24 protein-coding genes, 2 tRNA genes and 1 rRNA gene are annotated in these 24,702 nt (G+C 38.2%); 17 read left to right on the forward strand and 10 right to left on the reverse strand.

What is annotated here, in order from left to right; translation table 11 throughout:
- Positions 1-76, reverse strand: a tRNA-Val gene (locus ACHUFV_RS26485).
- Positions 77-84: 8 nt separating this feature from the next.
- Positions 85-200 (reverse strand): 5S ribosomal RNA (gene rrf, locus ACHUFV_RS26490).
- Between the two features lie 236 nt (positions 201-436).
- Between rrf and ACHUFV_RS26495 the strand changes: the two genes are divergently transcribed.
- On the forward strand, positions 437-613 hold the full coding sequence (locus tag ACHUFV_RS26495) for a hypothetical protein (RefSeq protein ID WP_394239443.1): 177 nt from the start codon (positions 437-439) through the stop codon (positions 611-613).
- A gap of 69 nt (positions 614-682) precedes the next feature.
- Here ACHUFV_RS26495 and ACHUFV_RS26500 read toward each other — a convergent pair whose 3' ends face one another.
- Complete coding sequence (locus ACHUFV_RS26500; RefSeq protein WP_394239444.1) at positions 683-1,612, reverse strand: DMT family transporter; 930 nt, start codon at positions 1,610-1,612, stop codon at positions 683-685.
- Between the two features lie 147 nt (positions 1,613-1,759).
- Between ACHUFV_RS26500 and ACHUFV_RS26505 the strand changes: the two genes are divergently transcribed.
- The 4 genes from ACHUFV_RS26505 (at position 1,760) to ACHUFV_RS26520 (ending at position 4,538) form a co-directional block, all read left to right on the forward strand.
- On the forward strand, positions 1,760-2,446 hold the full coding sequence (locus ACHUFV_RS26505) for an MgtC/SapB family protein (RefSeq protein ID WP_394239445.1): 687 nt from the start codon (positions 1,760-1,762) through the stop codon (positions 2,444-2,446).
- A gap of 94 nt (positions 2,447-2,540) precedes the next feature.
- A tRNA-Ala gene (locus ACHUFV_RS26510) sits at positions 2,541-2,613 on the forward strand.
- 523 nt (positions 2,614-3,136) lie between these two features.
- The gene (locus tag ACHUFV_RS26515; RefSeq protein ID WP_394239486.1) at positions 3,137-3,592 is read left to right on the forward strand and encodes an amino acid permease; all 456 of its coding nucleotides are present in this window, start codon (positions 3,137-3,139) and stop codon (positions 3,590-3,592) included.
- Positions 3,558-4,538 carry an amino acid permease gene (locus ACHUFV_RS26520; protein ID WP_394239446.1) on the forward strand — a complete coding sequence of 327 codons (981 nt, stop codon included), beginning with the start codon at positions 3,558-3,560 and terminating at the stop codon, positions 4,536-4,538. Before ACHUFV_RS26515 ends, ACHUFV_RS26520 begins: the two co-directional genes overlap by 35 nt.
- A gap of 52 nt (positions 4,539-4,590) precedes the next feature.
- Here ACHUFV_RS26520 and aroD read toward each other — a convergent pair whose 3' ends face one another.
- Positions 4,591-5,355, reverse strand: a complete 765-nt coding sequence (gene aroD, locus ACHUFV_RS26525) for a type I 3-dehydroquinate dehydratase (protein WP_394239447.1) — start codon at positions 5,353-5,355, stop codon at positions 4,591-4,593.
- Between the two features lie 281 nt (positions 5,356-5,636).
- Here aroD and ACHUFV_RS26530 point away from each other — a divergent pair, with 281 nt between their 5' ends.
- Together ACHUFV_RS26530 and ACHUFV_RS26535 are read left to right on the forward strand one after the other, a co-directional pair.
- A complete protein-coding gene (locus ACHUFV_RS26530; RefSeq protein WP_394239448.1) occupies positions 5,637-6,179 on the forward strand; it encodes a DUF2179 domain-containing protein in 543 nt (180 codons plus the stop codon).
- Between the two features lie 237 nt (positions 6,180-6,416).
- A complete protein-coding gene (locus ACHUFV_RS26535; protein ID WP_394239449.1) occupies positions 6,417-6,707 on the forward strand; it encodes a hypothetical protein in 291 nt (96 codons plus the stop codon).
- Between the two features lie 110 nt (positions 6,708-6,817).
- Here ACHUFV_RS26535 and ACHUFV_RS26540 read toward each other — a convergent pair whose 3' ends face one another.
- The 4 genes from ACHUFV_RS26540 to ACHUFV_RS26555 form a co-directional block, all read right to left on the reverse strand.
- Positions 6,818-7,633, reverse strand: coding sequence for a formate/nitrite transporter family protein (locus ACHUFV_RS26540; protein WP_394239450.1), 816 nt, complete (start codon positions 7,631-7,633; stop codon positions 6,818-6,820).
- Positions 7,634-7,817: 184 nt separating this feature from the next.
- Complete coding sequence (locus ACHUFV_RS26545; RefSeq protein WP_394239451.1) at positions 7,818-8,444, reverse strand: cyclodeaminase/cyclohydrolase family protein; 627 nt, start codon at positions 8,442-8,444, stop codon at positions 7,818-7,820.
- Between the two features lie 16 nt (positions 8,445-8,460).
- Positions 8,461-9,318 carry a bifunctional 5,10-methylenetetrahydrofolate dehydrogenase/5,10-methenyltetrahydrofolate cyclohydrolase gene (locus ACHUFV_RS26550; protein WP_394239452.1) on the reverse strand — a complete coding sequence of 286 codons (858 nt, stop codon included), beginning with the start codon at positions 9,316-9,318 and terminating at the stop codon, positions 8,461-8,463.
- Positions 9,319-9,342: 24 nt separating this feature from the next.
- The gene (locus ACHUFV_RS26555; RefSeq protein WP_394239453.1) at positions 9,343-11,013 is read right to left on the reverse strand and encodes a formate--tetrahydrofolate ligase; all 1,671 of its coding nucleotides are present in this window, start codon (positions 11,011-11,013) and stop codon (positions 9,343-9,345) included.
- A 488-nt stretch (positions 11,014-11,501) separates the two neighbouring features.
- Between ACHUFV_RS26555 and ACHUFV_RS26560 the strand changes: the two genes are divergently transcribed.
- From ACHUFV_RS26560 to ACHUFV_RS26575, 4 genes are all read left to right on the forward strand, one after another.
- The gene (locus tag ACHUFV_RS26560) at positions 11,502-12,443 is read left to right on the forward strand and encodes a MerR family transcriptional regulator (protein WP_394239454.1); all 942 of its coding nucleotides are present in this window, start codon (positions 11,502-11,504) and stop codon (positions 12,441-12,443) included.
- A gap of 177 nt (positions 12,444-12,620) precedes the next feature.
- Positions 12,621-13,298: an SOS response-associated peptidase gene (locus ACHUFV_RS26565; RefSeq protein ID WP_394239455.1), complete on the forward strand. Its 678-nt coding sequence runs from the start codon at positions 12,621-12,623 to the stop codon at positions 13,296-13,298.
- A 188-nt stretch (positions 13,299-13,486) separates the two neighbouring features.
- Positions 13,487-13,876, forward strand: a complete 390-nt coding sequence (locus ACHUFV_RS26570; RefSeq protein ID WP_394239456.1) for a tautomerase family protein — start codon at positions 13,487-13,489, stop codon at positions 13,874-13,876.
- 204 nt (positions 13,877-14,080) lie between these two features.
- Entirely contained in the window at positions 14,081-14,935 is an 855-nt protein-coding gene (locus ACHUFV_RS26575) for an EAL domain-containing protein (RefSeq protein WP_394239487.1), read from the forward strand.
- 73 nt (positions 14,936-15,008) lie between these two features.
- Here the strand turns inward: ACHUFV_RS26575 and ACHUFV_RS26580 are convergent, their stop codons facing one another.
- On the reverse strand, positions 15,009-15,959 hold the full coding sequence (locus ACHUFV_RS26580) for a GGDEF domain-containing protein (RefSeq protein WP_394239457.1): 951 nt from the start codon (positions 15,957-15,959) through the stop codon (positions 15,009-15,011).
- 295 nt (positions 15,960-16,254) lie between these two features.
- Here ACHUFV_RS26580 and ACHUFV_RS26585 point away from each other — a divergent pair, with 295 nt between their 5' ends.
- The 5 genes from ACHUFV_RS26585 (at position 16,255) to ACHUFV_RS26605 (ending at position 22,884) form a co-directional block, all read left to right on the forward strand.
- Positions 16,255-17,154 (forward strand): VanW family protein, encoded by a 900-nt coding sequence (locus ACHUFV_RS26585; RefSeq protein ID WP_394239458.1) that lies wholly within the window; start codon positions 16,255-16,257, stop codon positions 17,152-17,154.
- A 294-nt stretch (positions 17,155-17,448) separates the two neighbouring features.
- The gene (fdhF, locus tag ACHUFV_RS26590) at positions 17,449-19,515 is read left to right on the forward strand and encodes a formate dehydrogenase subunit alpha (RefSeq protein ID WP_394239459.1); all 2,067 of its coding nucleotides are present in this window, start codon (positions 17,449-17,451) and stop codon (positions 19,513-19,515) included.
- A gap of 360 nt (positions 19,516-19,875) precedes the next feature.
- Positions 19,876-21,075 (forward strand): saccharopine dehydrogenase family protein, encoded by a 1,200-nt coding sequence (locus ACHUFV_RS26595; RefSeq protein WP_394239460.1) that lies wholly within the window; start codon positions 19,876-19,878, stop codon positions 21,073-21,075.
- Positions 21,076-21,085: 10 nt separating this feature from the next.
- Positions 21,086-22,225: a carboxynorspermidine decarboxylase gene (gene nspC, locus ACHUFV_RS26600; RefSeq protein WP_394239461.1), complete on the forward strand. Its 1,140-nt coding sequence runs from the start codon at positions 21,086-21,088 to the stop codon at positions 22,223-22,225.
- A 248-nt stretch (positions 22,226-22,473) separates the two neighbouring features.
- Positions 22,474-22,884, forward strand: a complete 411-nt coding sequence (locus ACHUFV_RS26605) for a VWA-like domain-containing protein (protein ID WP_394239462.1) — start codon at positions 22,474-22,476, stop codon at positions 22,882-22,884.
- Between the two features lie 111 nt (positions 22,885-22,995).
- Here the strand turns inward: ACHUFV_RS26605 and ACHUFV_RS26610 are convergent, their stop codons facing one another.
- The gene (locus ACHUFV_RS26610; RefSeq protein ID WP_394239463.1) at positions 22,996-23,553 is read right to left on the reverse strand and encodes a methylated-DNA--[protein]-cysteine S-methyltransferase; all 558 of its coding nucleotides are present in this window, start codon (positions 23,551-23,553) and stop codon (positions 22,996-22,998) included.
- A 117-nt stretch (positions 23,554-23,670) separates the two neighbouring features.
- Here ACHUFV_RS26610 and ACHUFV_RS26615 point away from each other — a divergent pair, with 117 nt between their 5' ends.
- On the forward strand, positions 23,671-24,603 hold the full coding sequence (locus tag ACHUFV_RS26615; protein WP_394239464.1) for a nuclease-related domain-containing protein: 933 nt from the start codon (positions 23,671-23,673) through the stop codon (positions 24,601-24,603).
- Positions 24,604-24,702: the final 99 nt, after the last annotated feature.

The raw sequence follows: 24,702 nt of genomic DNA on the forward strand, positions 1-24,702 counted from the left end.
TGGTGGAGGATGACGGGCTCGAACCGCCGACCCTCTGCTTGTAAGGCAGATGCTCTCCCAGCTGAGCTAATCCTCCATACATATGCTTGGCGACGTCCTACTCTCACAGGGGTAAGACCCCAACTACCATCGGCGCTGAGTAGCTTAACTTCCGTGTTCGGGATGGGAACGGGTGTGACCTTCTCGCTATTGTCACCAAACTTTAAAGACATTTATTATTATAATGTCTTTTATAAATTTTGCAAGGGGTTTCTCAAAAAATCTTTCTCAATAGGTAACATCCAATTAAGAGGACAGGAAATAATATAACATGCACAGTCTTTGTTTGCAAGACTGCTTTAATTATTTGACCTTTTTCCATTTAAACCAATAGTCATATTGTTGTTTGTATACACATAAGTTCTAGTAACCCTATTAATTTGAAAGGTGATGACTCATGCTTCAAACTATCGCTCTCTACTTATCATTCATCATGGCCGTATTTTTATTTTTATATGCTTATTTTGAAGGGATCAAAATTGCTGATAGTGACGATAAGGTTTATGGAGGAACATTTATTCTCACAACAGTTTCTGCATTTGTCTTTTCTGCAATGACATTCGCATTTAGTTAAAAATTAAAAGCCCCTATTTGGTATAGGGACTATTTTAATATAACCAGTATCTCTTTTATTATTAAGAAGTTATTTTCTCTCATTATTTACTAAGTCATTTTTAAAGCTTGGTTTCTTTTTTATGTTCATTCTCTTTTCATCTAATAGAAAGAACATAATCCCGCTGATGACAATTAGGCCTCCTGCTGCTTGGGTCAAAGAGATGGTTTCTTGGAATAGAAAATAAGCCATAATACCAGCCCCAACGGGTTCTAATAAAATAGCCATTGAAATGGTTGAAGTGTTCAACCATTTCAGAGACCAATTGAAAAGCGAATGACCTAATAAAGTTGGAAAGATGGCTAAAAGAATGAAATATACCCAATCACTTGATGAATAAGGAAACAATGACTCCCCCTTCAGCAAAACATAAATAAACAATGTCACTGTGCTTATTGAATAAACAACAAAAGTGTACGTAATTAGTGATATTCTTTTGCGAACTGCCTGTCCGAACATAAAATAGACCGTAACAAGAGCACAGGCAATCAACGCCAATAGGTCTCCATATAAAGCAGTTCCACTTACATAGAAATCCCCCCAGCTAATCAATACACTTCCGCCAATTGCCAGGACACTGGATAAAAGGGCCTTTCCTGAAAAAACTTCTTTAAAGAATAGATAAGATCCAATAAATGCAAACAGCGGCTGTAATGTTACCAAGACAGTTGAGCTTGCAACAGAAGTGAAGCGTAAGGATTCAAACCATAATATAAAGTGGAAAGCTAAGAAAACACCTGATATTACCGAAAACAGCCAATCCTTTTTGGATATAAGTTTAAGCTCTGACACATATTTATATATAAAGAGCGGGAACATGAAAAGAACCGTGAAAAACAATCGATAAAATGCAATGATACCCGATGGTGCAGAAGCTAATTTCACAAAAATAGCCGAAGTTGAAATACTAATAACACCAATCAGCAGGACCAGATAGGGATTTATTTTAGGTGAGTCCATTGTCTTCTCCTTTAGTTCAATAATTCTAGTAATGGTAATCTAATATTATATTAACATCTTTTTATGGTATATTTTTAATAGACGTAAAATTCTGTTAGGGGCATTAAAAAATAGACTTGATGAAAAGAGCGATAAGAAATGGTCCATATGGAAATAGATATTTTAATAAAATTAGGTATTTCTGCCATTCTAGGCATGGTCATAGGTCTGGAAAGGGAGCTGAAGCGGAAACCGGTCGGATTAAAAACAAGCCTGGTTATTTCGATTGTAAGCTGCCTATTAACCATTGTATCAATTGAATCAGCCTATAAGTTTCCTCATAACGACCAAATTAACATTACGATGGATCCGCTAAGACTAGCAGCACAAATCGTATCAGGGATAGGTTTTCTCGGTGCCGGAGTTATTTTAAGAAGAGGGAATGACAGTATTTCAGGTTTAACAACTGCTGCCCTTATTTGGGGAGCTGCCGGAGTTGGAGTTGCCGTCGGAGCCGGTTATTATGCAGAAGCACTTGCCGGAGTTGCCTTGTTAATTATCAGTGTAGAAATTATTCCCTTCTTTTTCAGCGTGGTAGGGCCCAGACAATTACGTCAAAAAGAAATCAATATTAATTTGAGAGTCGATGATAAAAGTAAATTTGATTCTATTATAGAAGCCTTTGGGGAAGAGAAAATTACGATTAGGAAAATTCACATTGAGGATTTAAAAGGTGGTGAGCATGTTATCAGACTGCTAGTCACTGTGGATTTTCGCCGCAATATCACCGATGTGTACTATAAGGTCTCCAGTATAGAGGGAGTACAAAGAACAGAAATCGGCGGCACGCAGTAGTAGATCACACATAACATTTTCAATGCTAAAAAAATCACAATACCCCTTGCATCCCCAGCCAATTCCCGCTATAATTTCATTTGTAACCAACTTTGGGGGATTAGCTCAGCTGGGAGAGCGCAACGCTGGCAGCGTTGAGGTCAGGGGTTCGAGCCCCCTATTCTCCATTATAGTACCACCACCAAAAACCTTGAGACTTCTCAAGGTTTTTTATTTTGTGCAAATGGTCAACTAACTGTCAAGAAAATTTTAGTAAATAATAGAAAAAAACTCTTGATTTTTAAAAAATAAGTTTATAATTTATCCAAACTTTATATATTGTATATTTTATTTTTTCTTGTATTTTATTAATATAGGAAATTTTGTTAAAAGTAGCTTTTTCTAGAATTTTAAAAAACACAATATCAGGGAGGTTTAATTAATTTGATTTATCTCTAAAGATATTTTGATATAATTTATTCTGTTTCTCATTATCACAACTTAATACCCTGTAACACATTTTTATTTTTGAATATCAATGAAAGCGTTATCATTTTTTTGCGTATACTGGTCTTCACAATCTCATTATTTTACCTATCTTAATACAGGAGATGATTTATAGTGAGCAACGCAACGGCATAGAAGCTATCAACAAGCCCGAGTCCTACCGAAGAAATAAAAGGTGATAAAAAATTAGGGCTTGGTCTACTCATTGCATTAGGTATCGGTTCCATGATTGGCGGCGGGGTTTTTAACAGCCCAACTGATTTAATCTCAGTTGCAAACCCATTTGCAAACCTACTTGCATGGGTAATTGGAGGAGCCGGCATCATCTGTCTTGCCTTAGTATTCCAGCTTTTAGCGAAACAACGACCTAATCTGCAGGGTGGTATATATTCTTATGCAAAAGCAGGTTTTGGCAGTTTCGGAGATTTTATGGGCTTTAATTCAGCTTGGGGATACTGTCTAAGTGCCCTCTTGGGTAACGTTTCTTTCTTTACGCTAATGATGAAAACGCTTAACAGTCTTTTGCCTGCTGAAAAGCAAATCGCACCGATTGTTACATTAATGCTAGCGTCTGTGATTTTATGGATCATTCATTGTCTATGTACAATTAAGAGGAACAAAAGATGTGGGTATTGTAAATGCATTTTTCACAGTTTGTAAATTAATTCCACTTGTTCTTGTTATCGTATTTGGCGGATTAGCCTTCAGCCCTGGTATATTCTCAGTAGAAAATTGGCAGTCTACATTGGCAAGTACAACAGGTCCTGCAAGCGTTACAACGCTTGGAGCACAAATCAATGGTGCCATGGGTGTTATTCTTTGGTGCTTCGTTGGTGTAGAAGCTTCTACTATTCTTGCTGAAAAAGCTAAATCACAAAAATTAGTAGGAAAAGCTACTGTTATTTCTCTATTAATTACATTATCGGTTTACGCACTTGTATCTCTTCTTTCCATGGGTGTTGTACCAGCTACAGAGCTTGTTGACGCTAGAACACCACTTGCAGATGTGTTAAGTAACACCATTATCGGCAGTGCAGGCGCAATGATTGTTAAACTTGGTATTATCACATCCGTGCTTGGTGCTCTAGTTTCTTGGATTCTGCTTCTAGCTCAAGTATTTACTGTTGCTGCGAAGGATGGCGTTATGCCAAAGTTATTGGCCAAGGAAAGCGAAAAAGGCGTTCCAGCCAATTCTATTATTATTACAAGTGTGGCTACTCAATTATGTTTACTAGTGTTATTATCTGATAAACTTCAGGGCGTTTATAACACAGTTATTTTGTTAGCAGCAACAACCATCATCATACCTTATGTTCTCTCAGGCATTTATTCTTTAATTGTGTGTAAACAGGATCAACTAGGCCCTAAAGAATATTTCATCTCTATTATCGCAACAATCTATGCCATTTATTGCTTGTTCGCAGTAGGCATCATGTTCCTTGCCGTATCATTTGTATTCTACGGCGTCGGCATGTTTGTCTTTATCCTAGCAAAGAAAGAAAAAAATCAGAAGCTGACAAAGGCAGAAAAAATTGGTGTAGTTTTTACCCTTGGTCTTGGAATTCTAATGGCTATCCTGCTGGCCACAGTAGTTATCGCATTTTAATAGGTAGATGAAAAAGGAAAGTATCCAAATCTGAGTACTTTCCTTTTATTTATTACAAAGCTGAATTTATCAGCTTTAATATTTTTCTTAACTCAGTAACTGGAACCTGCCCTGGCGCTGATGCCTTTCTTGCTGCGCCGAAAGTTAAAGAAGATCCAAATACTTCACCCGCTAAACGGCTGATGACTCCTTTTCCTGCCATCGACATCGTAATAATCGGTCTATCGGCATACTGCTCGTACATCTCATTCGTAGCAGCTAATAACGTTAGTACATCCTCTGTATTTCTTGGCATTACAGCAATCTTTGGTAAATCTCCACCTAACTCCTGCGCTCTGCGCAAACGGGAGATGATATCCTCTTTTGACGGTGTCTTATCGAAATCATGGTTTGAAATGATCACAAATACTTGATTTTGATGAGCCTCTTCAATTAACGAGATTATTTGCTGTTCGTTACTAAAAAGCTCAATATCCACTATATCAACTAGACCAGTTCTCGAAACTTCTTTATTCAACTTGAAATAATAGTCTTCTGCAACCTCTTTTTCTCCGCCTTCTTTCGCACTTCTAAAGGTAAAAATAAGCGGTGTGTCCGTAAGAATCGCACGAATTCTATGTAATGCCTCTTTCACTTTCTCGATAGCTTCTACATCCTGATAAAAATCTACACGCCACTCTACTAAGTCCAAATCAATTGTTCTAAGAAAAGCAGCCTCTTCCTCCAACTGTGAAATTGTTTCACCTACCATTGGGACACAAATCTTTGATGCCCCTTCACCAATGTTAATATCCCTAACTAAGATTGTTTTTTTCATATTCTCCCACTCTCTCCTTAGGCTTCATCCTAATCGATGTTACGTATGTAAAAATAGTACTATTTTCTAATTCTTCACGCAATCTGTCGGTATCTTAAATATCGTACGGCTTTATTTGACATTTACTGTTCTCCTTAAGCTTTCAATCGTTTAATAGGCCTCATTTTAAAGGATTGAAATGACAGAATTTCTTTTTCTATAATAAAATAACTTACTATCGGTTATTATGTTATTATTTAACTGCACTGAGTTGCTAATTTTTTCTGCGAGGCGATCATACCATGTTAGATGCTCTTTTAATCGTATTAATGCAATTTGTGATAGTACCACTTACTACCCTTCGTACGATATTTCTTGTCAAAAGTGAAATTAGTAAAGCCTCTATTCTCGGAGGAGCAGAAGCTTTAATTTATGTGATCAGTTTGGGCATCATCTTCTCCGATCTATCTAATTACTTGAACATGATTGCCTATGCTGTTGGATATTCCGGTGGAATCATTCTAGGCGGATTATTAGAGAGAAGATTAGCTATTGGATATCGTACAGTCAATGTCAGCTTACTTGATCATGATTCTGATTTAGTAGACAGGCTCAGAAGTGAGGGTTTTGGCGTTACGATATTTGAAGGAGAAGGCCGGGAAGGCAATAAACGTTATCGGCTTGATATCGTTGTAAAAAGAAACAGAGAAAAGGAATTAATGACTATCTTAAATGAAGATGCCCCAAAGGCCTTTGTGGTTGCCTATGAGCCAACCAGCTTTAAAGGCGGATACCTAGTTAAAGGAATGAGGAAAGCCGCTCTGAAAAAACAGTTTAAGAAATAAGTAAATGCTTCATAAAGGCGCAAAATTATCTTATACTAATGATGTGAGCATTATTCGATAAAATAGCCGTTCGCTTCACAAATTAGTCACTTTTTTCTGTCTTTTTTTATTTCTTTTTGTCTAGTAACGTATTAAAATACGCTTATAAAGAAAACATTCATCAGCAAGGGCATCCATGCTGAATATCAGATAGCAGTTCCCGGCATTAGCGGGATAAAAAAGTAAGGAGAGAATAATATGAAATTCCCAAAAGATGTTATTTTAGAATCTGTCGCAGAACGAAGAGATCATGCTGAATATGGTCTAGAGTTTATTCAGGAGCTCGGAAACGATGATGCTGGTTTTGATGAAATGATCGTTGTAATCTTTAAATACAAAGATAAATTTTATTCAGTTGACATTCAACATATTCATGGAAAGAATAATTATGATGATTGGGCAGATGAAGTGGATTGCCCAGAAGTGGTACGCAAGCAAGCAATCCAATATTATTGGGAAGAAGTAAAGCAGCCTAACCTTGTAAGATAACACAATCATGAAGAGACGATACGTACATCTACGTATCGTCTTTTTTATTTCAACTAAATTAAAAAGACTGTTGATATAGAATGGAGATCCTTTCAACAGTCTTACACTTATCATACTGCTTTCTTTCTATCCTTTTCTACAGCAAGAACTTCTACTTTAACAGCGTCTTTTTTGTAGGCTAGATAATACAATAGACTTACAAATACCGCTCCACCAACGGCATTCCCTAAAAATACAGGAACTATATTTGGTAGGAAGTCAGACCATGAAAGATGACCTGCAAAGATAGCAGCTGGAATAATAAACATATTTGCAACAACGTGCTGAAAACCAATCAAAACAAAGGTCATAACAGGGAACCAGATGGCTAAAATCTTACCGGCAATGTCCTTCGCTCCATAACATAACCATACAGCAATGCCTACCAGCCAGTTACACCCAATTCCAGAAACGAAGGCTACCCAAAATGGATCGTTTACTTTTACCTCTGCTGTATGAACTGTCTTCTCTAAAAAGTCCCCTTCAGTCAGCCCGACAAAATGGCCAAAAAAGTAAGCAACAAATAATGCCCCGAGAAAATTAAACAAAGCAATCAATAGCCAGTTACGCAGTAATTGAGAGAATTTTATTTTCTTTGCAAAGTAGGCCATAGCGACTGCCATCATATTGCCTGTAAGTAATTCTCCCCCGCCTATTAAAACCAATATTAGTCCAACCGGGAAAACGGCTGCACCTACAAGCGTCACTAGACTGCCCCATTCATGCGGCATTGTTCCAGTTACGCGAATATATGCAAGATATCCTAATGAAATAAATGCTCCGCCTAAAAAACCTAATACCGCCATTGATGCATAGGATGCACCTGCTTTTTCTACTCCCTTTTTAATTGAAATATCTGCAATTTCGTTGGGATTGTAGTAGCTCATGTTTATCCACCTCTCTGTTGATTATCTCAACAGTGTGAAATTAACATAATCGGCACTCTAAAGGCAATGACAAAAGTGTGTCTATTCACATTATCGAATTATTACTATATTCACGTTTTAAATAACGAAAAAGAGCATCAGGCACCACATTCATTTCTTGTGGATACATGATACTCTTTTTCACTTAAGATTTTAGCATTCTTTCAACATCTGCGAAGATTTGATCTGCTTTTGCTAAGCCTACCCTTTCGATTTCAGCTAATTCAGCTTCAACCTTCTGTTTTAGCTCAGCATCTTTCATAATCTTTGTATTGATTAAAACATTCAGCTTTGCCCCTTGGAGTGCTGCTTTACAGAAAATGACCCCTACGCCCACATCACTAATGGCAATGCGAGTTCCCTTTTTGCCATATTCTTCATGTAAATGGATTGCTTCTAAGCAATTTCTTGCAATCTCAAGTGGCACCATTGTTGCATCAACAAGTGCTGCCTGCAAAACCTCTTCCTTTTTCTTTTTTTCCTCTTCAGTCGTTGAAGGCATTCCGTATGCTTGTGATAAAGGATAAAAGACCTCTGCATCCTTACTAACTAAGCTTTTAAGATTATTGATAACAGCTTCAGATTTTTGCAGAAGTTCAATGATATCCGCTTCAACATCCTTATACTTCTTTTTTCCGACTGTTAAGTTTCCGACCATACTGCCCAGCGCCATCCCAAGTGCCCCGACATAGGCTGAAGCACCGCCGCCCCCTGGAACAGGAGCCTTTGATGATAGCTCATGGATAAACTCATTACTGCTTTTTTCTAACAAGATAACCCCTCCGCTCTTAATTTCCCTTTGTCAAATTTTCACAAGCCTGAATAACATGATTGAGTAAAATAGTTGTAGTAATTAGGCCAATACCACCCGTAGCCGGTGTAACAGCTTTAGCCTTTTCAAATACTGGTTCATAATCAACATCGCCAACAATTTTCCCATTGCCGTCATCATTGATTCCAACATCCACAACAATCTGTCCTTCACTGAAATATTCCTCTGTCATAAATTTAGCCTTGCCGATAGCAGCTACCACAATATCTGCCTTTCCTGTTACAGAAGGCATGTCCTTTGTTCTGGAGTGACAAATCGTTACCGTAGCATGTTCATCTAATAGAAGCATCGCTAGCGGCTTTCCTACAACGAGACTTCTGCCTGCAACAGCAACATTGGCTCCCTGTAATGGAACCTCATAATGCTTTAACAGCTCAATCACTGCTTTTGGCGTACACGGCGCAAAACCATTGCTATTCCCCTCGAATACTTTTTCAAGGTTAACAGGCGACATGCAGTCGATATCTTTCGCAGGATCAATAAGATTTCGAACTACTTCCGGATCAAGCTGCTCTGGAAGCGGCCTGAAAATCATAATCCCGTGAACATTTGGATTATGATTTTCTTCAAGGAATACCTGCTTTAGTTCATCCATTGATACAGTAACAGGCAACTCTCTTACCCGACACTGAATGCCGAGCAAATCGCAATTTTTTAAAATACTTCTTTCATACCAAATATCGTCCTCACGTTCTCCAACCCGAATTAATAATAGTGTAGGAGTAATCTGCTTTTCACCTAATACAGATACTCTTGCTTTAATATTTTCTCTTAATGATTCTACAACCGGTTTTCCGGCTAATTTGATTCCCATATTTAACATATACCCCCTGTTTTTTTATGAAAGACCGATAATTTCTCCATCTCCAGTGATGTCCATCCCATTTGCAGCAGGAACCTTTGGAAGACCCGGCATGGTCATGAGAGAGCCTGTTATCGCAACAATAAAACCAGCACCAGCATTTACCTTAATTTCTCTAACCGTTAAGCTAAATCCGGTTGGTGCTCCTAATAAAGCTGGATTATCCGAGAAAGAGTATTGGGTTTTCGCAATACAAACCGGCATCTTATCAAGTCCAAGTCCGGTAATCTCTTTGATCTGCCTTTTCGCATCTGCCGTAAACTCGACCCGTTCAGCCCGGTAAATTTCAGTAGCTACTGTTGTTATTTTTTCTTCAATCGAACCATATACATCGTATAATGGTGCAAAGTAGGAATGCTCTGTTTCACAAATCTCAACCACTTTTTCAGCAAGCTCGATTGCACCTTCGCCGCCTTTTGTAAAAACGTCCGTTAAAATGACGTCTACTCCCATTTCTGCACATTTTTCTTCTAATAGTTTTATTTCAGCATCTGTATCAGTTGGGAATTTATTAATGGCAACAACAGCAGGTACGCCAAATTTACTGATATTTTCAAGATGTCTTTCAAGATTTACGAAGCCATGGCTAAGAGCAGGCACATTTTCATTGCCCAGTGCATCCTTTGAAACACCGCCATTCATTTTTAATGCTCGAATCGTAGCAACCACAACAACCGCATCAGGCTTTAAGCCTGCAAATCTGCTTTTGATATTGAAGAATTTTTCTGCACCCAAATCAGCACCAAAGCCAGCTTCTGTTACCACATAATCGGCTAATTTCAAACCGATTCTTGTTGCCATGACAGAGTTACAGCCATGGGCAATGTTGGCAAACGGACCGCCATGTATAAAGGCTGGTGTGTTTTCGAGCGTCTGGACTAAATTGGGTTTAATCGCATCCTTCAATAATAGTGTCATCGCACCGGTAGCTTCTAAATCACCTGCAGTAACAGCCTTTCCTTCTCTTGTATAGGCCACTACCATTCGGGATAGCCTGTCCTTTAAATCGTTAAAGCTATTTGCTAAGCATAAAATAGCCATCACTTCTGAAGCCACCGTAATATCAAAACCACTCTGTCTAACAAAGCCGTCACCGGTTCCGCCAAGACCAATGATGATATTTCTTAGTGCACGATCGTTCATATCAAGTACTCTTTTCCAAACAACCCGTTTCGGATTAATATTTAGAGCATTCCCTTGATGAATATGGTTATCAAGCATGGCCGCAAGCAAATTATGGGCAGAGGTTATGGCATGAAAATCCCCTGTAAAATGAAGGTTAATATCCTCCATTGGCACCACTTGGGCATAGCCGCCCCCTGCTGCACCACCTTTCACACCAAATACCGGTCCAAGTGATGGTTCCCTTAAAGCTGTAATGGTCTTTTTTCCTATCCTATTTAAACCCATAGAAAGTCCGACATTAACGGTTGTCTTTCCTTCTCCTGCAGGAGTGGGATTAATGGCTGTAACGAGGATTAGCTTTCCATCCGGCTTGTCTGCATGACGTTCCAGTACATCCAATGATACTTTTGCTTTATATTTTCCATATAGCTCATAATCATCTTCGGTTATTCCAAGGTATTCTGCTATCTCCTTAATTGGTCTTATTGAAGCTTCCTGTGCAATTTGAACATCTGTTTTCATAAAACCTCTCCTCAGTCTCAATCATTTGTCAAAAGTAGTATAATAAAATGTCATCGTCACCTTATTATTAGGAATTTTATCTATAAAAAATCTAAAGAAAAAGGTGTATTGAGATTGGTCACAAAAAAAATCCCCCGAAGGAATAAAGAAAATGGCTCAGCTATACTCAAATATTTTATTTATTAGAATTTTATCAAATGTCAAGAATGTACTCTACAGTTTATTGAAAAATTCAGTTAAAAAAGAAACAGTCGCAATACTCAATGTTTTTCCAATATTATTTCTTTATCGTACTTACCCCCACTAGCTTCTATGTGTTTCCCCGAGTATTCCATTCCTTGTAAATAAATGTCTTTCCTCGGTGTTTCCGGACTCCTTTTGTTGAATAGCATCTTCTTTTGATAGCTTTTGTCATAAGGCAGGAAAACAATGACCAATAGAAAGAATATATGTAAAACCAAATCAATATGCCAGAAAGGAATGGAAATATGAATAACAGACAATTATTACGAGCTTATTCAATAAAAGAGGTTTCTGAAATATTAAATATTCCGACTGGAACCATTAGACAATGGGAAAAGGATTTAAACGGGCTCCTAAAGATTCCACGCACACAGCAGGGTGCCCGCTATTATACGGAAAATGAAATAAAAATCTTAAATAAAGTGAAAGAAATGCGAGACCAAAATGTTCCAAAGGGAATGATCCGATCATTATTAGAAAAACACTTAAGTCAGGATTCGGAACCAGCTTCCGAATCATTCGAAGTAACCGTCCATCCCCAACCTGAGCAACCCGTTCAATCCGTACCATCAAATGAACTTCAGCCTTCGAATCTGGAAGCCTTTCAACAAGCAATGGAGACCTTCAAGCATGATTTATTGAATGAAATTAAACATGAAATCAAGTATGAGATGAAATTAAGCAAAAACGATATTATCGATGATATGAAAAATGAACTTTCTAATTCCTCTCTCGTGACTGTAAAGGAAATATCAAAATCAATCCAAAGATCAAATGATAAAAGAAAAGCAGAAGTCCAGGAAATTTCCAATGCTATCGTAAGAGCCTCGGAAAAGACCTCCGAAACCTTCGGAACCCTTTCCTATGACATTCTGAAAGGCTCGGAATCTACTTACGAAAGAATCTCGAAGCGTATAAATGCTACAGCAAAAATGGCAGAGAGAGACAATCAGAAGCTGCTTGATCGAGTATCGAAAACCGTTAATGAAGCAAAGGATGAAATGAGAAGCGTCTCCCAGTTTTTTGATGTGCAGCAAGATTATTTAATAGAATCCATCAATGAGCTTAAGCAATCACAGGAAGAAGTCCAAAAACGAGAAGAAATTTTTCAGGAGATGATTTCCACCTATCGAGAAGTGGCCGCTACCAAGAAGCAGCAGAAAAAATGGTGGAAGCCTTGGTCTTAATCTAGTTTTCTACTGAAGGAGCTGTTCCAGGGAAACGTAAGTGCTTGATAAGCTGTCTTTCTTTGGAACAGTTTCTGAAGACTATGTGAGACACTTTGCATTTTCTATTGTTCCAACTTTGCTTTTCCTTCATCAGGGTTGTTACAATATTCGTATCTTATGTACGAGGTGATTTTGATGTGCGGTAGATTTACTTTATCAGCAAGCTTCCCTAAGATCATTGACCGTTTTGCCATTGAGGCTGCTATTGAAGAAGAGCTCTATAGCGCAAGCTACAACATTGCTCCCTCTCACTCTGTTTTATCGGTCATTAATGACGGACGCCGCAACCGGTTAGGCTACTTAAAATGGGGATTAATTCCTTCATGGGCAAAGGATGAAAAGGTTGGCTTCAAGTTAATTAATGCAAGAGCTGAGACGTTAGCAGAAAAGCCCAGTTTTCGTGAGGCCTATACAAACAGACGCTGCCTCGTGATCGCTGACAGCTTCTATGAATGGAAAAGACAGGATCAGAAAAACAAGACACCCATGAGAATTAAGTTGAAATCTGATGCACTATTTGCGATGGCAGGACTCTGGGAACGCTGGAAATCACCAGAGGGTAAGACCATTTATTCTTGTACAGTCATTACAACTACCCCAAATGATCTTGTCAAGGATATACATGATCGGATGCCTGTCATTCTTAAAAGGGAGGATGAACAGACCTGGCTAGATCCAACCATTCGTACTCCTCAGGAGTTAAATCGATTATTAACACCTCTCCCGGAGGGGTTGATTGAGGCCTACGAGGTTTCAAGCTTAGTTAACTCCCCCAAAAATAATTCTCCGCAGTTAATCCAGAAAATTTGTTAACGATATATTCTTACTAGAGATGAGTGCATTCGGGAACTCACCTCTTTTTTACGCAGAAAAATATTTTGGTTATATTTTGATAAAGTTTTGATAAAGTTTTAATTATATGTTATTCTATTCTCATATAGTAATAGATCATTCAGAGATATTCTTTACAGTTTGTCACTATTATATGAGGAGGTCATCGTATGCCATTGCTACGATTTGATGTAATTGAAGGAAGAGATAAAGAATCATTAAGAAGGTTATTAGATGTGACACATGAGGTAGTAGTAACCTCGTTTCAGGTACCGGTAAGAGACCGCTACCAGATTGTCCATCAGCACCCTGAACATGAATTAATCATTGAAGATACAGGGTTAGGGTTTGAAAGAAGCAAAGACCTTGTCATTATCAGCATAACTAGTAAAACTAGAACCGAGGAGCAAAAACAATCTTTTTATCAGCGCTTAGTTGAAGCGTTAGAAGCGGAATGCGGGATAAAGCCAACGGACGTCATGATTTCAATCACAGAGAATAGTAATGCTGATTGGAGCTTCGGACTTGGTGAAGCACAATTTTTAACGGGTAGATTATAAGTCCCCTCAAATTTAAATCCATACATAGCCAAGAGATTCATTCTCTTGGCTTATTTGTCTATTCAATTATAATCATTACCCCTGCTCCAATTGAATTTACAGAAGCTTTACATAAACTTAGCAGAAGAAACGGACTTTTAGCATTATAATAAAAATTAGATTTCGACATATTCCAACACAGGTGACGTAATGCAAAATAATAAAATGCTTTCTCTTATTCGTTTTTTGGGATTTATACATTCTAGATGGAGTACACTCCAAGAGGAATTTAATAAGCAAAAAGAACTTGAAGTCCTAATGCAGAAGGAAAGAGTCCACACTTTTTTTCAACCTATATTATCACTAGAAAAAGGGTCCACAATTGGTTTTGAAGTGCTTAATCGACCTGAAACCTCAACATATTTTCCTACTACTGAGCAATTTTATGATTATGTTAGCAGCAGCAGTGAAGTTTTTATGGCCGAACGTTTTTTAAGAAACCTATCGTTTGAAAGATTCGCAGAACAAATAAGGACATCACAGAGGCATAAAGACCATTTGGTTTTCCTAAATATACAGTCTCAGGTTTTAGCAGACCCCTCCTATCAAAGTGGGATAACGCTTGATTTATTGGCAAAACATAAGCTTTCGCCTTATCAGGTTGTATTAGAACTGACTGAAAAGGAAGCTGTTCTAAACAAGGTCCAATTTGAGCGAATGATTGAACATTATCGTCAACAGGGCTTTAGGATCGCTGTTGATGATGCAGGTACTGGCTACAATAGTTTACAAACCCTTGTAAGTGTTAAACCGGAATTTATTAAGCTGGATAAATCGCTTATACGGCATATTGATAGACACATTGAGAAACAACATTTAGTAGAGCTTCTTGTGGAATTCGCCTTGCAGACAGATACTACTGTCATTGCAGAAGGAATTGAAACCCTTGCAGAGCTTAGATTCCTAAGATGTTTGGGGATTCATTTAGGTCAGGGATATGCACTAGGTAAGCCCATGGATTATTTAGATGATGGCTGTATGCCCATTGTAAATTCAGCTGTCCAAAAACAAATAGTATAAAAACCTTGTAGAAATACAAGGTTTTTTACTATTAGTATTATCCGTTTCATATCGCTACTTTCCCATTTATGTATTAGGTTAAGGTAAGAAACGTACTTTTTGGAGTATATTTACACCTTTGTTTAACCTTAGCCGCTTCTCGGCTTAATTGTTCAATCGATATAATGGGATTCGTTTTATTTTGAACTACAGCAATAGAAATACTTACTAGCGGTACATTTTCATATATTCCCTGTCTATTCATACCATGAACATATCCTTTTTCAATTTCTTCTTCTGTATAAAATCGCAAAATGTAATGATCAAAACGAGAAATGATTTCCTTGCATATTTCTTCATGATCATAATGTGGAACTACAGCGATAAAATCATCGCCGCCAATATGCCCGACAAAAGAAGGTTCATTACTTGCAGCTTGAATCGTATCTGAAATGATATCTGCTGTCTCTTTAATGATTTCATCGCCTACTCTAAAGCCAAAAGTATCGTTAAAGAATTTAAATGAATCAATATCAATATAGAAAACGCTAAATTGTTTATAGAATAAGACGTTTTGTAATGTTTCTTCAATCACATTATTTCCTGGTAAACCGCTTAGTGGGTTAGAGTAACGCGCAATTCTTATTTGCAGTTCTGATAATTTAATGATTAATTCCCGAATACTTACGACACCATACATTCGATCCTGTTTTATGACAATAACAAAATCATATATGTTTTCTTGTTTGCGATTCATCGCCAATGAGCTAACATCTGTGATAGGCATCGAATAGTCAACAATTAAAAATTCCTCTTCCATAACAAGATCAATACTGCGATTCATAAAAAGGTCAAAGCCATACTTTGTCGATAACTTCTGAAAAAATTGTGTTTTCATAACTAATCCAATTGGTCGTTCCTCCGAAACTACCACAATACCTTCTAACGCTGATTTTTCTCCAAATATTGAATATACATTCTCGCATTTCGTTGAAGGATCTACGATGATACTTTCCTCAGCAATATCCCCAATCATAATAGACATTTTGACACCTTCATTTTCATTATTGGTTTATTTCTAATAACCTTTAATCATTATACCTACTAATCAAGACTAAATAAGAATAAACTCTTACTTTTAATTTACTTGAACAATATTAACTAGTTGTAAATATAAGGTAAATTATTTAATAGATATTACGAATTTATACCTATGCTAATAGAACTATAAATACCTTAATTATGTTTACTGCTTTTTTAGCGTATATGTTTAGTTTCATCACATAAAAAATTCCACCTCCTCAAATACTATCTTTGAGGTGAATGGATTGAATTTCTTAATGATTATTGGACTTATTTTTGCTTTTCAGCAGCAGCCTGTACCAGATGAAATGACGATTTCCTATGAAAACGAACCCATCATGACAATCAGCCGTTCAGACCTATCTTCACCAACCCCTGGTTTTCAACTGGCGGATATGCAAAAGCTGGACCAGATTTCAGACCAGCTTGATAAGCAAATCCGTAAAGAGGCAGTAAATGCCTTTATTGATGATGGGGGACGGATTGTCCCGGAGCAAGCTGGAATTGAATTAAACAAAAAGGCTTTTATGGAGCAGCTTTTAGGTTATTTCTATCATAATGGTCCATCTTCAATTTCTGCTCCTATCCGAAGAATATACCCTCGTGTGGACAGCGAGATTCTTGCCACTATTAAAAACAAACGAATCGGCCATTATGTTACTTATTTCAACAGCGGAAACAAAGAAAGGTCTCATAATATCTATCTTGCAACGGAAGCGATTGATAATTACGTCGTGTTTCCTGGTGAAACTTTTTCCTTTAATAAAATTGTCGGCAAGCGTACGAAGGCAAAAGGATATTTGTCAGCTCCGATTATTGTTAGAGGTGAGATGTCAGAAGGGATTGGCGGAGGTATTTGTCAGGTGTCCTCCACCCTCTTTAATGCAGTTGACCGGTCCGGAATGAAAATTTTAGAACGGTATTCCCACAGTAAACGTGTCCGATATGTACCGCCGGGACGTGATGCTACTGTTAGCTGGTACGGTCCGGACTTTACTTTTAAAAATGAATATAATGAACCCATTTTAATTAAGGCGCGGGCCATTCATGGAATGATGATTGTTCTTGTTTTTTCGTCAGATGAACTTGAAGCCCATCCTAATAAAATCCCTAGTACCGATAACAAGCTTCCTCCTGAAACAAAAATTACTGATTAGTTGCATGACATTTTAATAAATGCAGCATAGGACCCGGCAAGATAAAACAACCGTTTGTCGGGTTTTTTGCTGTTTATTTTTTCCGGATTGCGTTTTGTTCACACCTTTGTGACAACCATCACCGCTGATAAAATGATTCTTTTGTATAATGAATGTGGGGCTTTACGTATGCAATATGCAATTTTCAGAAATGTTTACGAATAAAGTAAATATATATGATATGCTTACTTTAAAGAAGTACCCCAAGGAAATCTGAACTGCAGTATTTCATTAAACCATATTGGAGGAGTATGGATGGGAGAAACAGCAAAGTTTAAAACGGTTTGCGGCTATTGCGGAACTGGCTGCGGATTAGTTGTTGAAGTGGAAGAGAACCGGATTGTCAAAATCCGTGGAGACAAAGAGGCTCCTGTCAATAAAGGACAGACATGTGTAAAGGGCTCCTTCGCTTATGAATATGTTCATGCCAAAAGCCGTCTTACTTCGCCACTTATCCGCAGAGCCGGCGAACTGGTTGAAACAACTTGGGATGAAGCGTATAACTTCATTGCCGAAAAATTAAAAGCAATCAAGCTCGAATTTGGCCCAGAAGCCATTACAGCATTTGCAACAGCTAGAAGCACGAATGAAGTAAACTATGTAACACAAAAATTCATGAGAGCAGCTATCGGAAGCAATAATATCGACGGCTGTAACCGAACCTGACATGCTCCAAGCGTTGCCGGTCTGGCAACTATATTTGGAAGCGGATTCCCAACAAACACACTGGAAGACTTTGATCGCACTGACGTCCTATTATTAATGGGCTCTAATACATCAGAGGCACACCCGATTATTGCGAATCGAATGAAAAAAGCAGTTAAATCAGGAATGAAGATGATCGTCATTGATCCAAGGAAAATTGATATGGTCAAGAGCGCACATCGCCATTTACCGCTTCATGTCGGCACGGATATTGCGCTGATGAATTCCATGATCCATGTCATCATTAAAGAGCAGCTATATGATCCTGCTTTTATTGAAAACTATACAAATGATTTTGATAGATTAAAAGAAATGACTGAAATGTATACACCAGAATATGCAGCTTCCATCACCGGCTTAACACCTCAGGATATTATTGAGACAGCCAGAGACTATGCAACAGCAGATAAAGCTATGATTGCTTATACACTAGGGATTACGGAGCATCATTGCGGTGTCAATAATGTATTTGATGTAGCCAATCTTGCTTTGTTAACAGGACATATTGGAAAAGAAGGCTGCGGTATCATGCCGCTGCGCGGACAAAACAATGTACAGGGTGCAGGCGATATGGGCTGCCTCCCTAACCAGCTGCCTGGTGCCGTAAGCTTAACAAATGATGAATACCGTGCGCGCTTTGAAAAGGCATGGAATGTGGCAATCAATCCAATTGCAGGCGATACGCAGACAAGGACGTTTGAACGGATGGAACGCGGAGAAGTTAAGGCTCTCTATGTGATCGGCGAAAATCCGCTCATGGCCGACGTTCATATGAATCATACAAAGAAAATTTTAGAGAAGCTTGATTTATTAATTGTTCAAGATATTTTCTTAACTGAAACAGCTAGGCTTGCTGATGTAGTCCTTCCAGCAAGATCCTGGGGTGAAGTCGAAGGCACCTATACGAATACAGATCGCCGTATTCAGCGCGTTCGTCGAGCCGTTACACCAAATCCTAACACGAAGGATGATTGGGAGATTCTGTGTGATCTCTCTACAAAACTCGGTTACCCAATGAGCTACCAAAGCAGTGAAGAAATTTGGGATGAGCTGCGTACACTGGCATGGGAAATGTACGGTGGGATGCCATATTCCAGACTTGATCAGGAATATAGTCTTCATTACCCATGTCCAGATGAGTCACATCCAGGGACGTTCATTCTTCATACCCGATTCCATGAACAGACTGAAACAAACTCTGCAACATCGCCATTTGTCCCAGTCACCTATACAGAGCCGCTTGAGCTGCCTGATGAAGAATATCCGTTTACGCTGACGACAGGACGGCGATATGAATCCTATAACACACATTCACAGACTCGATTCTATGCAAGCGGTGTGAAAATTAAGCAAACAGAGGAAAGCCTTGATATACATCCGGATGATGCCGGAAAGCTAGGAATTGAAACAGGCCAAATTGTTGAAGTTTCATCAAGACGAGGCTCACTTACAGTAAAAGCAAAAGTCACTGATCAAGTTGCTCCAGGTCTTGTATTTATGAGCTTCCACTTTAGTGATGTTCCAACAAACGTCCTAACACTGAATGAATACGACCCGATTTCCGGTACAGCTGAATTTAAAGCCTGTGCGGTAAATATTAAGCCCTTATTAGCATAACCTATTTCCAATAAAAAAATTACGTGTTCAGTCTCCCGCTGCCAATACAGCGGGGGTTTTTTACGTCGATTACTTACTTTCTTTTTGAAATATAGAATAAGTACCGGCAATCTTTTTCCATAATAAAGAGAAATCCTCAATATTTGTCGGATTTTATTGATTGCATTTTATAATTTCTGTATAATCAGCCTGATTGACTTTTTAATTTCATTTAGCGGAATTCTTCCGACTTCTGCTAAATGAAATTAAGCCTCCGGCGGATGTCTCGGATTTTTAAAGGTAATCTATCGAGCAAGCTCGATAAAAATCCGGACGCAAATTCGACGGGCGAATTTGATTAAGGTTAAGGGGGTATTTAGATTGGGAAAAGCGTTGATTATTGGCGCTGGTGGCGTTGCGAGTGTTGTTGTGCACAAATGTTGCCAGAACCCAGATGTCTTTGAGGAAATTTGCATTGCAAGCAGAACGCTTGAAAAATGTGAAGCTCTAAAAAATAAATTAGAGGGCAGCAAAACAAAAATCACTACAGCACAAGTTGATGCTGACCATACTGAAGAAGTTATTGACCTAATAAATAGCTTCAAACCAGATATAGTGATCAATGTTGCTCTCCCTTATCAAGACTTAACCATTATGGATGCATGTCTTGCGACAGGTGTGCATTATGTTGATACAGCAAATTACGAGCCACCTGATACTGCAAAATTTGAGTATAAGTGGCAATGGGCATATAAAGAAAAATTTGAAAAAGCTGGTTTAACAGCCTTACTTGGCAGCGGTTTTGACCCAGGTGTAACAGGCGTTTTCACAGCCTATGCGCAAAAGCATTACTTTGATGAAATTCATACGATTGATATTGTTGATGCGAATGCCGGTGATCATGGATACCACTTTGCAACCAATTTCAATCCTGAAATCAATATTCGCGAAGTAACGGCAAACGGTCGTTATTTTGAAAACGGTGAATGGGTTGAGACTCCGCCACTAGCTGTTAAGAAAGTCTATGATTTGCCTGAAATCGGTCCGAAGGATATTTACCTGATGTATCATGAGGAATTAGAATCACTAGCCGTTAATATTAAAGGGGTTAAGAAGATCAGATTTTGGATGACCTTCTCCGAAAAATATTTAACACACTTAAAAGTCCTTGAAAATGTCGGCATGACTTCTATTGAGCCAATTGAATTTGAAGGAAAAGAGATTATTCCTCTTCAGTTCCTAAAAGCCGTCCTTCCTGATCCAGCATCATTAGGACCAAGAACAAAAGGAAAAACGAATATTGGCTGTATTATTCAAGGGATTAAGGATGGAAAACCGCAAACCTATTATGTGTACAATGTTTGTGACCATCAAGAATGCTATGCTGAAGTCGGCTCACAAGCCATCTCCTATACAACAGGTGTTCCAGCCATGATTGGAGCTATGCTTGTGATGAAAGGTATCTGGAAAAAGCCTGGTGTATATAACGTAGAGGAATTTGATCCAGATCCATTTATGGAAGAATTAAATAAAAACGGGCTGCCATGGCAAGAAAGCTTCTCGCCAACGCTGTTAGATTGAGGTATATAGAATGAAAAAAATTGATTTTGCTGCTGCACCTTCACCTTGTTATGTTGTAGATGAAAGACTTTTAACGAAAAATCTAGAAATTTTGAATTCCGTTCAGGAGCGAACAGGAGCAAGTATCCTTCTTGCTTTAAAAGGTTTTTCAATGCATTCAACCTTCCCTTTAGTTGGTAAATATTTAAAGGGTGTAACTTCAAGCTCCCTATTTGAAGCAAGACTGGGTTATGAAAAAATGGGTAAGGAAGTCCATGCCTATGCACCAGCGTATTCAGACGGAGAAATCGATGAGCTTTTAGGCTATGTTGATCATATTGTGTTCAATTCATTTCCACAATGGCAAAAATTCAAGGATAAAGTGAAGAACCATCCTAAAAAAATTGAGGCTGGTATTCGTATCAACCCTGAGTATTCCGAGATTGAGACACCGCTTTATGATCCTTGCTACAAATTCTCAAGACTTGGCGTTACGCTGGACAACTTTAAACCGGATGAGCTTGAAGGAATTGACGGATTACATTTTCACACCATGTGTGAGCAAAACTCCGATACCCTTGCTCGTACGATTAAAGTAATCGATGAAAAGTTCGGTGAGTATATTAAAGGAATGAAGTGGCTCAACTTTGGCGGAGGTCATCATATTACAAGAAAGGATTATGATATTGAAACCTTAGTTGAAACGATTTTATTTATGAAAGAGAAATACTCTGTTGATATCTATTTAGAACCAGGTGAAGCCATTGCCTTGAATACTGGCTATCTTGTGACAACAGTACTCGATATCATTGATAATGGAATGCCGATTGCCATTCTTGATACTTCAGCAACATGCCATATGCCTGACGTTCTTGAGATGCCGTACCGTCCAACTATTATTGATGCTGGTATGCCGAATGAGAATGAGTACACATACAGACTTGGCGGTATGACCTGCCTGGCCGGCGATATCATCGGAGACTACTCATTTAAAGAGCCATTAAAGCCTGGCGACAAGGTTGTCTTCACTGATATGGCCCACTACACAATGGTGAAAAACCATATGTTTAACGGGGTTAACCTTCCTTCCATTGCATCCTACAACGATGAAGAAGGAATTAAAGTAATTAGACAATTTGGCTTTGAAGATTATAGCAACCGCTTATCATAATGAAAACTCCATCAGTGGTGCTTTTGACCACTGATGGTTTATTCCATTTAACAATACATACATATATGCAGCTTATTTTTTCAAAAATGATTAAAAATCTGTATTCTCGCTTTAATGGAGTGTGCAGCTTTTTTATGTACAGGAAATTATCTAAAGCGCTAAAACTTTTTTAGCTTCACCATTATATTTTTTCTGTCGAAATGCAAAATAAGAACTGCTGCTAAAAGTCTTTAAAGGGGATGATTGATTTGAAATGGCAAAAGACCTTATTATCCATGATTCAAACTCGAAAAGATAAGAAGATTGCACTGGCTGTTGATACCTCAACAAATGAAGTTCAGACACTTTTAATCAATAATATTGTAAAGTTATTTGAAACATTAAAGCCTGATACACTACTTGTTCAAGCTGATTATAAAATAAGAAGCATTGCACCGGTTAAAGCTGATACAATCAAATATCAAACACATGGCAAAGCTTCCTACACGTTAGTCTTAGAATGGGCCGAAAAAGAAAATATTGATACGTTATTTTATATTACCGATGTGACAGGCTACATTTATGAAGATATGGACAATGTCGACTTCGAAATGTTCTGGCTGGTACCGGATGAATTTTTACCAAAGGTTCCGTTTGGGAGAGCGATTAAGGTCGCTTAGTAATTATTACGAAGTCGATTCAGTTGCTTTGCAGATATTGCGAGGTTGTGATAAAAGTCACTTCGTATAAATTCGAAGAGCGAACAGTGCAGCACTGTTCGCTCTATTTTATTATTGGCCATTCCCCTCCAAAATAAGAAGCTGTTTCTTCATCTCCAAACCGCCTCGAAATCCGGTTAATGATCCATCCTTGCCGACCACACGATGACATGGAACTGTGATTAATACTGGATTTTTTCCAATTGCTGCCCCTACCGCACGGACTGCTGCTGGCTTTTGAATATGGTGGGCAATATCCGAATAGGATTTCGTCTCTCCATATGGTATTTCACAAAGAGCCCTCCAGACAGCCTGTTGAAACTCTGTCCCATTGTAATCAAAGGGAATCGAAAAGCTTATCCTCACCCCATCCAAATACTCTGTTATTTGATCAGCATATGGCTGAAGCTTCCCTGGATTTTCTTCAAAGGCACTTCCTGGAAAAGCTTTTTCAGCCCAGTTTGTGACCTCGTCAAACGGCTTGTTCTGAGATCCTACAAAGCAAAGCCCTTTGTCAGTGGCAGCTAAATACATTTTCCAACCTTTATAATTAAGTAAGGACCAATAGATGGTTTTATTATTTGCATTATTTCGAGTAATTCCTTGATTATCCAACGCTTTGCCCGCCATTTCCTTCACCTCATTCCTATTATAACTTTTGGAAAAGAAATATGTTGTGGCGATAATAAAACTTGTATAAATAGGTCTTTTTTCATATGATATAGGTAAAATGGAAGGAAGTGACTTATGCTGATAAAACCTTTGACGGAATCAACTGTTTTAATAATATTACGGAGCTTAAACACAAGAATGAAATTACCATTTTCCGAAAAACAGAATTATACAAGTTTAGAGAAAGGGTACGAGGGAGAAAAGAAATATGAAGCAATACTTGTTGAGAGTAAAATTAGCGACTTAATTTTGTCTGATATATTGTTAGAAAAAAATAATACCTTTTTTCAAATTGATTTCTTACTTATTTCTCAAAAAACCATTTACCTATTTGATGTAAAGAATTTTGAAGGTGACTATTATATTGAAAAAGAAGCTTGGTACAATGCGGTCGGTACAGAAATAAAGAATCCTTTGGATCAGTTAAAACGCTGTGAATCGTTATTTCGAAGATTAATGCATGACCTCGGCTATGCTTCAACCTTCTCCATCGAAGCATATCTTATCTTTATTCATCCCGAGTTTACTCTATATCAAACACCACGTAATCTTCCAGCTATTTTCCCTACCCAACTAAATCGCTTTATCGCTAAGCTTAAAACAAAATCCGAATCCTCTAAACTTAACCGAACACATCAAAAGCTAGCTGAACAATTAGTTTCTCTGCATATCTCTAAACCCCCTATTTCACACATTCCAGAGTATAAGTACGACCAACTGCAAAAAGGTATTATTTGCGGGTCTTGTAGTTCATTTATTAATGAGATTAGTGAGAATAAAGTGGTTTGCCATGTTTGTGGATATAGGGAGGGGGTTGATTCGGCGGTCGTACGCAGCGTTGAGGAGTTTGTGTTGCTTTTTCCGGAGAGGAAGATTACGACGAATGATATTTTTGAGTGGTGTAAGGTGATTGGATCGAAGAAGACTATTAGACGGGTATTAAGACAAAACTATACGTATTTTAAGCATGCTAGATGTTCTTATTTTGTTCCTCAGGCTGAACAATAATACCCGTAATCCCCGGTAGCGCTTTTGCATGGCCTTCACAGGCACTATTAACTCTCCATAGTTCCCGGTAGCTCTCTTGCATTGCCTTCACGGGCACTA

The sequence above is a fragment of the Niallia oryzisoli genome (assembly GCF_043641075.1).
Classification (GTDB): Bacteria; Bacillota; Bacilli; order Bacillales; family Cytobacillaceae; genus Bacillus_BD; species Bacillus_BD oryzisoli_A.